General features: G+C 42.2%; 18 protein-coding genes. 13 read left to right on the top strand and 5 right to left on the bottom strand.

All coding sequences use genetic code 11. The features are described from left to right. Positions 1–18: 18 nt before the first annotated feature. Together nth and NSS75_RS11960 are read left to right on the top strand one after the other, a co-directional pair. Entirely contained in the window at positions 19–678 is a 660-nt protein-coding gene (gene nth, locus NSS75_RS11965) for an endonuclease III (protein WP_198098402.1), read from the top strand. After that, the gene (locus NSS75_RS11960; RefSeq protein ID WP_101860380.1) at positions 675–1,169 is read left to right on the top strand and encodes a YpoC family protein; all 495 of its coding nucleotides are present in this window, start codon (positions 675–677) and stop codon (positions 1,167–1,169) included. Before nth ends, NSS75_RS11960 begins: the two co-directional genes overlap by 4 nt. Positions 1,170–1,241: 72 nt before the next feature. Here NSS75_RS11960 and NSS75_RS11955 read toward each other — a convergent pair whose 3' ends face one another. Both NSS75_RS11955 and recU read right to left on the bottom strand, forming a co-directional pair. After that, on the bottom strand, positions 1,242–3,989 hold the full coding sequence (locus tag NSS75_RS11955; RefSeq protein ID WP_339233204.1) for a PBP1A family penicillin-binding protein: 2,748 nt from the start codon (positions 3,987–3,989) through the stop codon (positions 1,242–1,244). Positions 3,990–4,010: 21 nt separating this feature from the next. Beyond that, on the bottom strand, positions 4,011–4,631 hold the full coding sequence (gene recU, locus NSS75_RS11950; RefSeq protein WP_024121833.1) for a Holliday junction resolvase RecU: 621 nt from the start codon (positions 4,629–4,631) through the stop codon (positions 4,011–4,013). A 40-nt stretch (positions 4,632–4,671) separates the two neighbouring features. Between recU and NSS75_RS11945 the strand changes: the two genes are divergently transcribed. Beyond that, a complete protein-coding gene (locus NSS75_RS11945; protein ID WP_095713164.1) occupies positions 4,672–5,634 on the top strand; it encodes a DUF2515 domain-containing protein in 963 nt (320 codons plus the stop codon). A 25-nt stretch (positions 5,635–5,659) separates the two neighbouring features. On the opposite strand, the gene sspM is transcribed toward NSS75_RS11945, so the two are convergent. After that, entirely contained in the window at positions 5,660–5,764 is a 105-nt protein-coding gene (sspM, locus tag NSS75_RS11940; RefSeq protein WP_010334703.1) for an acid-soluble spore protein SspM, read from the bottom strand. Positions 5,765–5,961: 197 nt separating this feature from the next. On the opposite strand from sspM, the gene NSS75_RS11935 reads away from it, so the two are divergent. Further along, positions 5,962–6,207 (top strand): DUF5446 family protein, encoded by a 246-nt coding sequence (locus tag NSS75_RS11935; RefSeq protein ID WP_095713163.1) that lies wholly within the window; start codon positions 5,962–5,964, stop codon positions 6,205–6,207. A 45-nt stretch (positions 6,208–6,252) separates the two neighbouring features. Continuing rightward, positions 6,253–6,624 carry a YppE family protein gene (locus tag NSS75_RS11930; protein WP_024121830.1) on the top strand — a complete coding sequence of 124 codons (372 nt, stop codon included), beginning with the start codon at positions 6,253–6,255 and terminating at the stop codon, positions 6,622–6,624. 34 nt (positions 6,625–6,658) lie between these two features. On the opposite strand, the gene NSS75_RS11925 is transcribed toward NSS75_RS11930, so the two are convergent. Beyond that, complete coding sequence (locus NSS75_RS11925; protein ID WP_024121829.1) at positions 6,659–6,847, bottom strand: YppF family protein; 189 nt, start codon at positions 6,845–6,847, stop codon at positions 6,659–6,661. A gap of 187 nt (positions 6,848–7,034) precedes the next feature. On the opposite strand from NSS75_RS11925, the gene NSS75_RS11920 reads away from it, so the two are divergent. Then, positions 7,035–7,409 (top strand): YppG family protein, encoded by a 375-nt coding sequence (locus NSS75_RS11920; protein ID WP_024121828.1) that lies wholly within the window; start codon positions 7,035–7,037, stop codon positions 7,407–7,409. Between the two features lie 21 nt (positions 7,410–7,430). Here NSS75_RS11920 and NSS75_RS11915 read toward each other — a convergent pair whose 3' ends face one another. Further along, positions 7,431–7,850: a hypothetical protein gene (locus tag NSS75_RS11915; RefSeq protein ID WP_101860382.1), complete on the bottom strand. Its 420-nt coding sequence runs from the start codon at positions 7,848–7,850 to the stop codon at positions 7,431–7,433. 136 nt (positions 7,851–7,986) lie between these two features. Between NSS75_RS11915 and NSS75_RS11910 the strand changes: the two genes are divergently transcribed. The 7 genes from NSS75_RS11910 to gpsB all read left to right on the top strand — a co-directional run bounded on the left by NSS75_RS11910 (position 7,987) and on the right by gpsB (position 13,656). Beyond that, positions 7,987–8,493 (top strand): PTS glucose transporter subunit IIA, encoded by a 507-nt coding sequence (locus NSS75_RS11910; RefSeq protein ID WP_044155315.1) that lies wholly within the window; start codon positions 7,987–7,989, stop codon positions 8,491–8,493. 104 nt (positions 8,494–8,597) lie between these two features. Beyond that, a complete protein-coding gene (gene mrfA, locus NSS75_RS11905; RefSeq protein WP_339233199.1) occupies positions 8,598–10,847 on the top strand; it encodes an ATP-dependent helicase MrfA in 2,250 nt (749 codons plus the stop codon). 16 nt (positions 10,848–10,863) lie between these two features. After that, on the top strand, positions 10,864–12,105 hold the full coding sequence (locus NSS75_RS11900; RefSeq protein WP_339233197.1) for a ribonuclease H-like domain-containing protein: 1,242 nt from the start codon (positions 10,864–10,866) through the stop codon (positions 12,103–12,105). Positions 12,106–12,205: 100 nt separating this feature from the next. Continuing rightward, positions 12,206–12,334: a hypothetical protein gene (locus tag NSS75_RS11895; RefSeq protein ID WP_003230707.1), complete on the top strand. Its 129-nt coding sequence runs from the start codon at positions 12,206–12,208 to the stop codon at positions 12,332–12,334. 84 nt (positions 12,335–12,418) lie between these two features. Further along, the gene (cotD, locus tag NSS75_RS11890; RefSeq protein ID WP_081638329.1) at positions 12,419–12,646 is read left to right on the top strand and encodes a spore coat protein CotD; all 228 of its coding nucleotides are present in this window, start codon (positions 12,419–12,421) and stop codon (positions 12,644–12,646) included. Between the two features lie 89 nt (positions 12,647–12,735). Next, the gene (locus NSS75_RS11885; RefSeq protein ID WP_024121823.1) at positions 12,736–13,281 is read left to right on the top strand and encodes a DUF1273 domain-containing protein; all 546 of its coding nucleotides are present in this window, start codon (positions 12,736–12,738) and stop codon (positions 13,279–13,281) included. 78 nt (positions 13,282–13,359) lie between these two features. Continuing rightward, entirely contained in the window at positions 13,360–13,656 is a 297-nt protein-coding gene (gene gpsB / locus NSS75_RS11880) for a cell division regulator GpsB (RefSeq protein ID WP_010334692.1), read from the top strand. The last annotated feature ends 6 nt before the right edge of the window (positions 13,657–13,662 follow it).

The following is a 13,662-nucleotide window of genomic DNA, read 5'->3' as shown; positions in this document are numbered from 1 at the left end:
AGTGAAAAGGTGACAATCGTGTTAAATCTAAAACAAATTGAATTCTGTTTAGAGAAGATAGGCGACATGTTTCCCCACGCGGAGTGTGAACTTGTTCATTCCAATCCTTTTGAATTAGTGGTGGCAGTCGCTTTATCTGCGCAATGTACAGACGCACTTGTAAACAGGGTGACCAAAACATTATTTCAAAAATATAAACGGCCGGAAGACTATTTATCTGTTGCTCTGGAAGAGCTTCAGCAGGATATCAAATCAATCGGTCTGTACCGTAATAAAGCAAAAAATATTCAAAAACTGAGTAAAATGATTATTGAAGATTATGGCGGAGAAGTACCGAAGGACCGTGATGAGCTTGTGAAACTCCCAGGAGTTGGCCGGAAGACAGCCAATGTTGTCGTATCTGTTGCCTTTGGCGTACCGGCCATTGCAGTGGATACACACGTCGAGAGGGTCAGCAAGCGTCTGGGAATCTGCCGGTGGAAGGATTCGGTGCTGGAAGTCGAAAAGACACTGATGCGCAAGGTTCCTAAAGAAGATTGGTCCGTTACCCATCATCGTCTCATATTCTTCGGAAGATATCACTGTAAGGCACAATCGCCGCGCTGTGCGGAATGTCCATTGCTTTCTCTGTGCAGAGAAGGGCAGAAGAGAGATAAAAAAGGGCTGGTGAAACGATGACGGCAGCGAATGAATTGTTAGCTTCTTATGAGCAATATTTGCGCAGTCTGGGCCACATTGACTTCACCGATACCAAGGAAGCATTAAGGGGCAATCCTTTGTATTTTGACTTCTCTGAGACCACGCAAGACATATTGCCGTGGGAAAACAGCGGAAAGTACGTTCCGTATCTATTTCAAGTGTGGGAAGAAACAAAAGAATCACTTCTCCCTGTATTTCAAACAAGAAAGTCCAGATGCGATCAAAACGACATGCTTAAAGGGATTGTATGTTTACTGGCTTCATTTCATTGGACAGCGGGTGAGCGGGTGATATCGCTGAATTGGTCAGAACTGACAAAGAAATCATTTCCGGCTAAGCCGATTAATTGGGCTGAACGAGTGGAGTTCATTTTGCTGAAGCCGACCCAGTATCATTGCTTTATCCAGCTAGATGAACTTTTTACAGAAATGAAGAAGCATTTCTATAAGCATCACGCGATGAAACGATAAAACCTCCCATAAAAAGGAGGTTTTTTTGTGCAGAAAAAAGCCACCACCTTTAAAAGGGTGATGGCTTTGTCTTTAATTCGTTTTTTCAGTTGATGATGAATTCGTTTGTGTATTGTCAGATGTATTTGTTTTGTTTTTATCTGTATTAGACCCTGTTGAATCATCCGTTGAGTCACCATCTGACGCGTCCTCTTCTTTGCGGCCGTTGTTATTGCTGCTGTTATCGTTAGATTGGTCTTGGTTGCTGTTGTCGGACGGATTGGTGTTCGTGTTGTCTTGTTTTTTGTCTTGATCGTTTGTTGAATCATCGGTCTGATCTTGATCTGTCTGACTGTCATCTGTTTGAGAATCATCAGTTTGTGTGTCATCCTGAGTCTTATCATCATCTTTATTTTCATCATCCGTTTGCTGCTGGTCTTCTTTATCTTCATCCTCTTCGGCTTTTGGCACTTCATAGGATGTCGACGCTGAACTTTTGCCATCATCACTGACGGCTGTCACTTCGAATTTGTATACAGAGCCTGGCTGCACGCCCGAAATGACTGCTTCTTTTGCAGAGCTGTTTTGAACTTCAGAGTAGCTGCCGCCATCAACAGATTGCTTAACAGCAAAGGTCGCATCTCCGTCGTACTTCCAGCTTAATGTCAATGATTGATTATCTTTATCATATTTCACACTTAAACCAGACAGTTTTGCTGTTTCTTCTTTCTCTTCTTTCTCATATGTTTTAGAAACAGTAGAAGGGGATGTACCTTTTACAAAGTACTCTGTGACCTTTTTATCGCTTGGCGTATTCGGTCCTGCCAGTTTTGCCGGATTAGAGCCTTTTTCCACAGTCGCTTCCACTACGCTATCAGGTTTCTCAAATGATCCGCTTCCGTCATCGACTTGGGCGATGAGCTGTGCAAATAGACGTTTTGCGACCTGCTGTTCCGTTTTATTTAAAGATTTTTTCCCTAACTTGTTTTGTGAATCTACACCTGTCCATACAGCAGCAGTGTACTGAGGTGTATACCCGACAAACCAGGAATCAGGCACACCGCCCGGTGCGATATTGTACTTTTGTATTGTATCTTCATTAAAGTTTGTTGTTCCTGTTTTACCGGCTACCTCGACTCCAGGTACTTGTGCAAGCTGTCCAGTACCTGTCTTAACAGCTGTTTTCAGCATATCTGTAATCATAAAGGCTGTATAATCGCTCATTGCTGACTTAGATTTCGGTGTTAAGTCAAGCTTTGTTCCATCGTTAAATTCAATAGATTTCACAAAATGCGGTTCATTATACGTTCCGTTATTTCCAAATGCGCTGTATGCTCCTGCCATTGTCAGAGAAGAGACACCCGGGTTGTCATCTCCGAATCCTCCAATAGAGTAGGATTCATACACTTTTTCCTTATTTAAACCGAGTCCCAATCCGTTAGCAAAATCCACTGCAGTGTCTTTTCCGACTGCTTGGAATGCTTTTAAAGCTGGGATATTACGGGACTGTGCCAGTGCTTCCCGCATGGACATAGGCCCTTTATATCGACGGTCAAAGTCACGGATAGGTGTTCCATCTGAATACGTATAAGCTGAGTCATCAATTTGCTCGTAAGTGGACCATTTTTTATTTTCAATAACTGGTCCGTAGTCTAGGATTGGTTTTATGGTAGAACCAGGCTGAGTTTTTGCTTGAGTGGCATAGTTGAAGCCCCCAACTGTTGAGTTTCTTCCGGAACCGATTGCCCGGACTTCACCAGTTTTTGTGTCAAGAAGCGAAACGCCGCCTTGCATTCCTTCAGTAAATCCGACAGTCTCCCCATCCATTAATTCATCTAAAGTGTCTTGTGCTTTTGTATCCAGTGTTGTATAGATCTTTAATCCGTCAGCAGATGGATCGACATCAGATTTTTCATCTATTTCTTTCATGACTTCATCGACAAACGCGCTGTACTTGTTTGAATTTGTTTTTTCATATTCCTTCTGTGAAACAACGCCTTCATCTTTCATCGCCACTTTTTTGGCTTTAGTATATTGAGAATCAGAAATAAATCCTTGCTTTTTCATCAGGCTGAGTACAATGTTCCGTCTTTTTTCCGCTTTATCAGGATTTTTAACCGGATTGTACGCTGTCGGGCTTTGCGGCATACCCGCAAGTGTCGCAGCCTGTTCCACTGTCAATTTGCTTAAATCAGTGACGCCGAAAAATTCTTCCGCCGCTTTTCCGATTCCGTAAGCTCTAGGAGAAAAATAAATTCGGTTTAAATACATTTCTAAAATTTCATCTTTAGAATAATTACGTTCCAGCTGTATAGAAAGCCAGACTTCTTGCACCTTCCGTTTCAGCGTTTTCTGATGTGACAGAAGGGAGTTCTTTACGACCTGCTGGGTGATGGTACTTCCGCCTTCAGCTCCGAAGCCGTCTTTAAAGTTGGCGACTAAGGCGCCTCCGATACGGACAGGGTCAATCCCGTGGTGTTCGTAAAAACGTGCGTCCTCTGTCGCGATAAAGGCTTCTTTTACGACATCAGGTATTTCATCTATCGAGACGTAGGTACGCTTTTCGGCACCGACTTCTGCGACTTCTTTTCCGTTTTTATCATAAATAGTTGAAGAATAAGGCGTCTTCAATTTGTTTTCATTCAGTGATGGCGCATCAGAAACCATGACGGCAAATGTAACGGCACCGCCGACTACCCCTAGGATAAACAGAATGAGTAAAGTGAATAGCGTCTTTTTAAACAAACCGCCTTTTTTTCGTTTCTTGCCTTTTTTCGGTGAAGGGCTCGACTTGCTGTTCGCTTTACGTCGAGCTTCACGACTCGTAAATTGATCTGACATAACATCTCAACCTTTCGTTAATCAACCTTTCGCACTAGATGATGGCGAAAAATAAAGCTGCTCAATAATACTAATATAATCAATTCTTGGCGCGTATCCAAGAGAAATCGGATAAGCTGCTTCCTCTAACTCATCTTTACGAATGGATTTTCTGCCGTTTTTTTCTTTTCTTTCCCAGAAATAAAACAGCTTATCGGCTTCTAAAAAATAAACCTGGCCGAAAGCGGATATAATAACAAAACAAATACCGTCTTGAGCCTTTACCTGCTTCATATGCTCAATTTGATGGTCATGGAAATTCTGCAGGGGGAAAGAGGTTTTGTTTTTTGTCTCTTTCGCCTCAAAGTCAATGTACCGCCCTTTATAAATTCCGTTATAATCTGTTGTCGATGATTGTTTAAAATAGGCTTCTTTTATGACTGCAGCGCTTCTTTTTGGATAATGGACATTTACAATTTGAACAGGTGTCGGCTTTTTGTGTATCACGGCAATTTGGTTTGTCAGATAATACTTATTCGTTTCGTTTAAGTCATCTTCGAGGGTCATTCCGCGATTACTGTAAGATGGCGCTCTTTTATGACTGTTTTGGGATGAAACCGGATGTTTCGGCTGAAACGTTTTTCCGTTAGGATACCGAATCACTTTCTCATCCTCCTTATTAAACTATTAGTGACGGAAGTGAATGAACGTGCAAGAACAACAGGCCATCAGAAAGCTTCTTCGCCGGATTGAGCGGCAGACGGCAGTCGAAAACGCCGATAATATTTCAAGAACGAATGCTTACAAAGCATTCTATGACCGTCATCCAGAAATTAAATGGTCACTCTTAGCTTCCTTCGTTTCACGCAATGCCGGCTGGTCAATGACTGATTTAAAGGGCAGTCTGTTTCAGCTTGGTCTGCGTGAGTCACAGCAAAGGTGGTTCTTTTTGGCATACGAGAGAGCGAATTGGCTCATCTTTTCAGATGCCTATCCGCAGCTTCTTTTGTACCACTGGTCAGTAAAAACCGGGAAGCCCCTGTTCAACTATCTGCAATTGTTTGGCGTATCACAATTTATGACAGAAGAGTGGACCCGTTTTTGGCATGAACGAAACACGGAGCGGCTCATGTATGCTCTCATTATAAATGAACAAAACACTATCCAAACACCTATTATACAAAATCCTTCGTTCAAAAAGAACGTTTTTGGCACGATTCCTTTTTATTTAAGTGACTGGTTTCATTTCAACACCGTTATTTTTCCTTCTTCAGACGGCATTCTCTACGGTATTTCGGCCAAGCGTTTTTCTAAAACCGAAGAAAGGATAAGGCTTGGAAAACAGCTGTCACAATTGCTGTTCAGTCCGGAACTGTTTTCTTCTTTTTATGACTTTTTGCACACAGTGCCGCATACAGGCTCCCGTTTTGATATGGAAAAAATGATCGGAATCACAAAAAGGACATCTCCTATGCTAAGGACATGCTACCCTGAATTAACTCACTCATTAGACGGAAAGAAAACAGATTGGTTTCATGGAAAGATAAAGAAAGGCCTCTTTGCACGGGAGGCATTGCCGCGGCAGATAGAATTGACCGACTGGTATGTAAATAAAAAACGTCAGCTGCATGCGCTCTTTGCGGTGGAGCATTGGCTGAAGAAATAAAAGAAGCAAGGAATTTCCTTGCTTCTTACGTAGAAGGACGGTTCGGGCCGCCTAGTTTTTTATCTAAAGAATCAACTGCTTTTGATTCCGTCTTTTTTTGCTGGCCGGCTTTTTTCGGTCTAGATTTCATACGGCACCTCCTCACAAGTATCGTGTGCATTAAGCGTGAGGATCATACAATTTTTGCGTGTCTTTTTGTCGAAAACTTCAGCTTTTCGTGGAATACCTGTTTGTTTGGCGATTTGCTTCTAGTTTTGTCATGCGGAAGGATTGCGCCGTACGAGCAAAGAATTTAACCGGGAGAGAAGAGTAAAGGGAGGAACACAAATGTCCGGTTACGTAAGCAAGACAGATATTCTCCGAATGCTTTCTGATATAGAAACTGAAATAAACTGTGCTGAACAGAGCCTTAGCCGTTCTATAGATGTATTCGAGGCTGAAATGCGTGAAACGGAGGACGAACGTTTGAGTGTTCTGGAAGAAGAAATCATGGATCTTCATATATGTATAAACGAACTGTACCGATCCCCTCAAGAGAGGTATGCTGTGGACAAGGTATACCGTATCGGCTGAATTTATGAGCAAAATTTGGTACGATAAGCTTTGAGGTGAAGGATGTTGCAACCACAAACATTGCTGAAAGTTACCGAGCAGATGATTGAAGCCGCTGAAACAGGTGCTGCACGATATCAGGAAGGGAAAGAAAATAACCACTCGTACGATTTTTTTGAGACGATAAAGCCTGCTGTGGAGGAGAATGATGCCCTGGCAGCTCACTGGGCGGAAGGGACGCTTGAATTTATAAAGGCTCGCCGCCCCAAATATGTGCATGCTGAGCAAATAGAGACCGCAAAAGATAATTTCCTGGAATTGATTCTTCAATCATATGTTCATCACATTCATAAAAAGCGATTCAAAGACATCACTGAATCAGTCATTTACACATTGCAGACAGTGAGGGATGAAATTGCAAGTGAAGACAGCCAATAAGGCTGTCTTCATTTTTATTATAGGGGGCCGGACATTAATTCAGCTCATATGCCGGGCTTTCTGCTCCATTTGCTTCCAGAACCTTCATACTGTTACGAAATTCAGTTGCGTTGAAGTGTCCTTGAATATAGAGGAACTTGGCAAAGTCCATCAGTTTATTCACACAGTCTGTTTCATATTTCTTCATTTCTGCAAAACGTTTGCTTAAGTATGATACGTTCATTATGGTGCATCCCCTCTCATCTGTATTGAAAATATGGTATCATAATGATTCGACTTTTTTCTGTTTTTAAAAAATTTAAACTTTCGACACAATTTGACAAACACGCTTGATGGCATCAGACACAAACAAAAGAAATGATTCATACATATATAGGAGAGAAACTGTTGAGTCTAGGGGGGAAATCGCAATGAAAAGGAGACCTCAAAACGATCCTCGGCAATTGGGTTATTATTACCCTCAGCAAGTGCAGGGATATTATCAGCAGAATGCGCCTGTTCATTCTGAACAGTACGTTCCGCAGCATTACGGACAACAGGAGTTTTATCAGCCGTATATTCCGCCTCAGTCTATGCCTATGCAGCCGCCGGTATTTCCTAATCCTTATCCTATTCCGAGACCGAATCAGCAGCAGCCTTCACAGGTTCAAAGTATTATGTCACAATTCAAAAAAGCGAACGGGCAGTTTGACTTTAATAAAATGATGGATACGACAGGCCAAGTCATGAGTGCCATGAATCAAGTCGGCTCATTAATAAAGGGATTTACCAGCTTTTTCAAATAACAGAAGCATGAATGAATCAAATCATTCATGCTTATTTGTTGGGAAGAAAAGCGTCATTGTCTGCTCACTCCATGACGTTACCATTTCTTTCTGGTGTACCTCATAAGGCAGCTGTACGGTTCTTGTCATGCTTGTTAATGTGGAGGCGTTTTGCTCCTTCTGTTTTTCCTGAAGCGTTACATGGAGGTACCGGGACTTAATGTCGATGAGAATCTCGCCGTCTCGAAACGTTGCTGGAATTGTGATATCGACATACAGCCCGTCATCACTTTCTCTGACGTCTATCGTTGTCTGTACATCTTTGAAACTAGAGTCGATCAAGTTTTGAAAACCATGTAGAAGATTTCCTAATGCAGAAGACTGAAACAGATGGTCCATTGCTTGATTGATGATCTCTTCTTTCTTAGACAATTCATTCTTTTTGTCATCTTTACATTCCAAATGAGCCACCGCCTTTTTTTATCAGACTATGCGTTTGTGCCGGATGTTGTTATAAATTGAAGCGAAATTGAAAGTGTGGTTAAATAGGTGGTGAATGAAGGGATAACGGTTGATGAATTGGAAGGGAGATAACACATTGCTGAAAAAATTATTCGGAATGGGAAAATCAGAGGAAAAAATTACGGAAGAGGTCATCTATTCTCCGGCAGACGGGACGGTAATGGATCTGACAGATGTGCCGGATCCTGTTTTTTCACAAAAAATGATGGGCGAAGGAATTGCAGTTGAACCCTCTAATGGTGAAATTGTTTCACCTGCTGAAGGTGAAGTGATTCAGCTGTTTCATACAAAACACGCCGTGGGCATCCGGACACGTTCGGGAATCGAGCTGTTAATTCACGTCGGATTAGAAACCGTAAATATGAATGGAGAAGGATTTACCGCTCATATTAAAGAAGGTGACAAAGTAAAGGTCGGCGACCCGCTCATCACGTGTGATTTGGAGTTAATAAAAGAAAAAGCGAGCAGCACAGTCATTCCAATCGTCATTATGAATGGGGAAGCTGTGGAAACAATAGAGCCTGCAGGCGAAAAGGCTGCACATAAAGGCGAAACAAAGCTGCTCACAATAAGAGCGAAATAAGCAGGGCGGATGCCTTGCTTTTTTGTTGTCCGATTGTATAAAATTTGCACCTAGCCATGCAAACAAATATTCGGTAAACTGTACTTGATAAAGAGGTGTAAAGAATGAAAAAGAAATCACTGACTGAACTCATTTCTGAATTGAAAGGAAATGAAAACGTTGTGAACTGGCATGAAATTGAGCCTCGTGAAGCAAGGACAAGACCGATGCCTGAACGTATAGATGAGAGACTCAAAACAGCCCTTTCCAAAAGAGGAATTGATGCCTTATATACCCACCAATATGCCGCTTTTCAATATGTGCAAAAAGGTGAAAGCATTGTAACTGTAACGCCTACGGCATCCGGGAAGACATTATGCTACAACCTGCCTGTCCTGCAATCTATCGCTGAGGACGATACAAACCGGGCGTTATATTTATTTCCTACTAAAGCGCTGGCTCAGGATCAAAAAAGTGAACTCAATGAAATCATTGATGAGATGGGCATTGATATTAAAAGTTTTACATATGACGGAGATACATCTCCAGCGATCAGACAAAAAGTCAGAAAAGCAGGGCACATTGTGATTACAAACCCTGATATGCTCCACTCGGCCATTCTTCCGCATCATACAAAATGGGTGAGTCTGTTTGAAAACCTTAAATATATTGTGATAGACGAGCTGCACACGTATCGCGGTGTATTCGGAAGCCATGTGGCAAATGTAATCCGCCGGCTGAAACGGATCTGTCGGTTTTATGGAAGTGACCCGATCTTTATTTGTACCTCGGCAACGATCGCGAATCCAAAGGAATTGGGAGAGCAGCTGACCGGAAACTCAATGAGGCTGGTCGATGACAACGGAGCGCCAAGCGGACGGAAGCACTTTGTATTTTATAATCCGCCAATTGTTAATCAGCCGCTTAACATCAGAAAAAGCGCAACAGTAGAAGTAAACGAGCTGGCGAAAGAGTTCCTGAAGAACAAAGTGCAGACCATTGTTTTTGCCAGAAGCAGAGTCCGGGTGGAAATTATTTTAAGCCATATTCAAGAGCTTGTGAAAAAAGAGATCGGGACAAAGTCAATCAGAGGCTATCGGGGAGGCTATCTTCCGAAAGAGCGGAGAGAAATCGAAAGAGGGTTAAGAGAAGGCGAGATTTTAGGAGTTGTCAGTACGAATGCCTTAGAGCTTGGTGTTGATATCGGTCAGCTGCAGGTCTGTATCATGACTGGTTATCCCGGAAGTGTGGCAAGTGCGTGGCAGCAGGCGGGAAGAGCCGGCAGAAGGCACGGTGAGTCCTTGATTGTCATGGTGGCTAATTCAACGCCGATTGACCAGTATATTGTGCGCCATCCTGAATACTTCTTTAACCGTTCGCCGGAATCTGCAAGAATCAACCCAGAGAATCTAATTATTTTAGTTGATCACTTAAAATGTGCTTCTTATGAACTTCCTTTTAAAGCCGATGAAGAGTTTGGGCCGCTGGACGTCAGTGATATTCTCGAGTACCTTCAGGAAGAAGGTGTCCTGCACCGCAATGGGGAACGTTATCATTGGGCAAACGAATCGTTTCCTGCTTCCAATATCAGTCTGCGTTCGGCTTCACAAGAAAATGTGGTCATTGTCGATCAAACGGATATTGCGAATGTGAGAATCATCGGTGAAATGGATCGGTTTAGTGCGATGACGCTTCTTCATGATGAAGCGATTTATTTGCATGAAGGCGTGCAATTCCAAGTGGAAAAGCTTGATTGGGATCATAAAAAGGCTTATGTCAGAAGAGTTGATGTGGAATATTACACGGATGCCAATCTGGCAGTCCAGCTGAAGGTGCTGGAAATTGACAAAACAAAAGAGAGGAGCCGTACATCCCTACATTACGGCGATGTTACGGTAAATGCATTGCCCACTATTTTTAAAAAGATTAAGATGACTACTTTTGAAAATATCGGATCAGGCCCTATCCATTTACCGGAAGAAGAACTCCACACGAGTGCGGCTTGGCTTGAAATCAAAACAATTGATGAAGACATTGGAGAAAAGACACTCGAACAGCTGCTTCTCGGCATATCGAATGTTTTGCAGCATATTGTCCCTGTGTATATTATGTGTGACCGAAATGATGTCCATGTCGTTTCGCAAATCAAAGCTGCCCATACCGGTTTGCCAACGGTATTTTTGTACGACCATTATCCGGGCGGAATCGGCTTAGCAGAGGAAGTCTTTACACGGTTTGCTGACATTAATAAAGCGGCTAAGCGGCTGATAAAACAATGTCCTTGTCATGATGGCTGTCCGTCTTGTATAGGTACTGAAATAGAAGGAATAAAAGCCAAGGAACGAATTTTGCAGCTGTTGGACCAAATGTCATAAGGAAAGGAGGTTAGGCATGTCGTTAAAAGGAAAACTCCAGCGTATGAAAAAGCATATGGTGCTGGAGGAAGCAGAACACAAGATAGAAGAGAATGGGACCTCAGACATTCGCTCTGATATACCGTTTCTTAAAGAGTGGGAGGCTTATGGCGTGAAGCCTTTCTTCTTTGAGGATGAATACTGTCTGATCAGGGAAGTAGAATATCCGCTCTCCCATCGGCACGGACATTACTGTTTTTCCGAGCTTGATGAAGTCATCGCGTTATGGAATAAAAGCAGCCTGTCGCATACACTATCTGCAAAAGGATATGAAAACAACAGCCTCTTTTTCTTTGATACAGAAACAACAGGTCTTGGCGGTGGAGCCGGCAATACGATTTTTTTGCTCGGCCATGCAAGGGTATATAAAGATCGAGTGGTAATCAAACAGCATCTTCTGCCCAAACCGGGGAATGAAGTCGCCTTGTATCAGAGCTTTTTAAGCGAGGTTGATATTACATCACTTGTTACCTACAACGGAAAAGCTTTTGATTGGCCGCAGGTAAAAACAAGGCATACACTGATTCGTGACAGAGTTCCGAAGCTCCCGGAATTCGGGCATTTTGACCTCTTGCATGGAGCAAGGCGTTTGTGGAAGCACAAAATGGAACGCGTGTCGCTTGGCTCAGTTGAAAAAGAAGAGCTCGGCGTACGCAGAAAAGAAGACACCCCGGGCTATTTGGCACCGATGCTGTACTTTCATTTTATTAAGGCACAGGAACCGGATCTTTTAAAGGGTGTGCTGCACCATAACGAGATGGATGTGCTGTCGTTAATTTCACTGTACATTCATATGTCAAAGAAAATTCTTTCCGCTTCTGATATGCCAAAAGAGCATGATGAAGCTTACGCAATGGCGAAATGGTTTATGGCCCATAAGGAAACAGGCCAAGCAGTCAATCAGCTTGAAAGACTTAAAGAAAAGTCATTTGAAAATAAAGACAGAGCTCTTTTAGATTTATCAATGCTGTACAAAAAACAAAACCGCCTAGAAGATGCAGTCCCGCTTTGGGAGAAACTATTCCATTCTCAGCACCAGAAATGCAGGTACACTTCAGCGATAGAGCTTGCGAAATATTTTGAGCATAAGAAAAAGGAATTCGGGAAAGCTTTACATACAGCTGAACAATTACTTGCCGATGAGGCATCCTTATCAGAAAAAGAAACGGAAAATCTGCACGTGAGAATTGCCCGTCTGAAGAGGAAATATTCCTCTTAAATATTCCCCGGGAAAGCGCAAAAGACGACTTCTTTCGCCATGAAATTTTTTTGCTGGATTCACATCGATTTTGTTGTAGAATACCGGCGAATCCTGTAAAATGACGTTAGTTATTTTTAAAGGGAGAGTTGGTATGTATAAGGGTGTTTTTTATTTGTTCTTCGTCGTTGTGTTTTTGATTGCTTTCGTATTTTCAAACTTTAAAGACAGCTTAATTGCACACTTTTAAAATAGGTCTTTGCATCAGAACATGTACCCTCTATTTTTCATAGCTTAGTATTGTAATAAAGTTTATGGAAAGGGGATTTAAATCATGCATCACTGCAGACCGCACATGATGGCGCCGATTGTCCATCCTACTCATTGCTGTGAACACCATACGTTTTCAAAAACAATCGTGCCGCACATTCACCCACAGCACACAACAAACGTAAATCACCAGCATTTCCAGCACGTTCACTACTTTCCACACACTTTCTCAAATGTTGATCCGGCTACGCATCAGCATTTTCAAGCAGGAAGACCTTGTTGCGATTACTAGTATGGAAACGTGCAGCTTGATGGTGTAAACCAACGCAGCACATCAAATGGGGCCCAATGGGAGCCCCATTTTTTAAAGCAGGTGAAAAGATGAAAGTATTAGCAATAACAGGATATAAACCGTTTGAACTCGGGATATTTAAACAGGATGACAAGGCGCTGTATTACATAAAAAAAGCCATTAAGAACCGGCTGATTGCTTTTTTGGATGAAGGATTAGAATGGATTTTAATTTCAGGGCAGCTTGGAACGGAACTCTGGTCGGCCGAAGTTGCATATGATTTGCAAGAAGAATACCCTGACTTAAAGGTTGCTGTCATCACACCATTTTACGAGCAGGAAAAGAACTGGAAAGAGCCGAATAAGGAACTGTATGAAGCTGTTCTGGCCCAGGCGGACTACGAGGAAAGCCTGACTCATCGTCCGTATGAAAGCCCGCTTCAGTTTAAACAAAAAAATCAGTTCTTCATTGATAAGTCTGACGCGCTTATGCTTTTATATGACTCTGAAATGGCAGGTTCCCCAAAGTATATGCTTGAGACAGCTGAAAAAAGACGCGAACAGGATGGCTATCCGATCTACTTTATCACAATGGATGATCTGAGAGTGACAGTAGAGGAAGACAGCTTCTCATAACAAAGAAAGAGAAATTTGACAATCGTACAGATTTCTGAAAAAATATAAGATGATGATTCACGATACGAGGTGAAAAAGATGCTTGCTGATAAAGTAAAGCTTTCTGCGAAAGACATTTTGGAAAAAGAATTTAAAACAGGCGTTAGAGGTTACAAACAAGAAGACGTTGACAAATTTTTAGATATGATCATTAAGGATTATGAAACCTTCCATCAAGAAATTGAAGAACTGCAGCAGGAAAATTTGCAGCTGAAAAAACAGCTTGAAGAAGCCAGCAAAAAACAGCCAGTGCAATCAAACACAACGAACTTTGATATCTTAAAACGGCTGTCTAACTTAGAAAAGCATGTTTTTGGCAGCAAGCTTTATGATTGATCTGCG

The organism is Bacillus sp. FSL K6-1012 (assembly GCF_037964915.1).
Lineage (GTDB): Bacteria > Bacillota > Bacilli > Bacillales > Bacillaceae > Bacillus > Bacillus halotolerans.
Note: the sequence above shows the minus strand (reverse complement) of the source record. Positions and strands in the feature narration are given on the sequence as shown.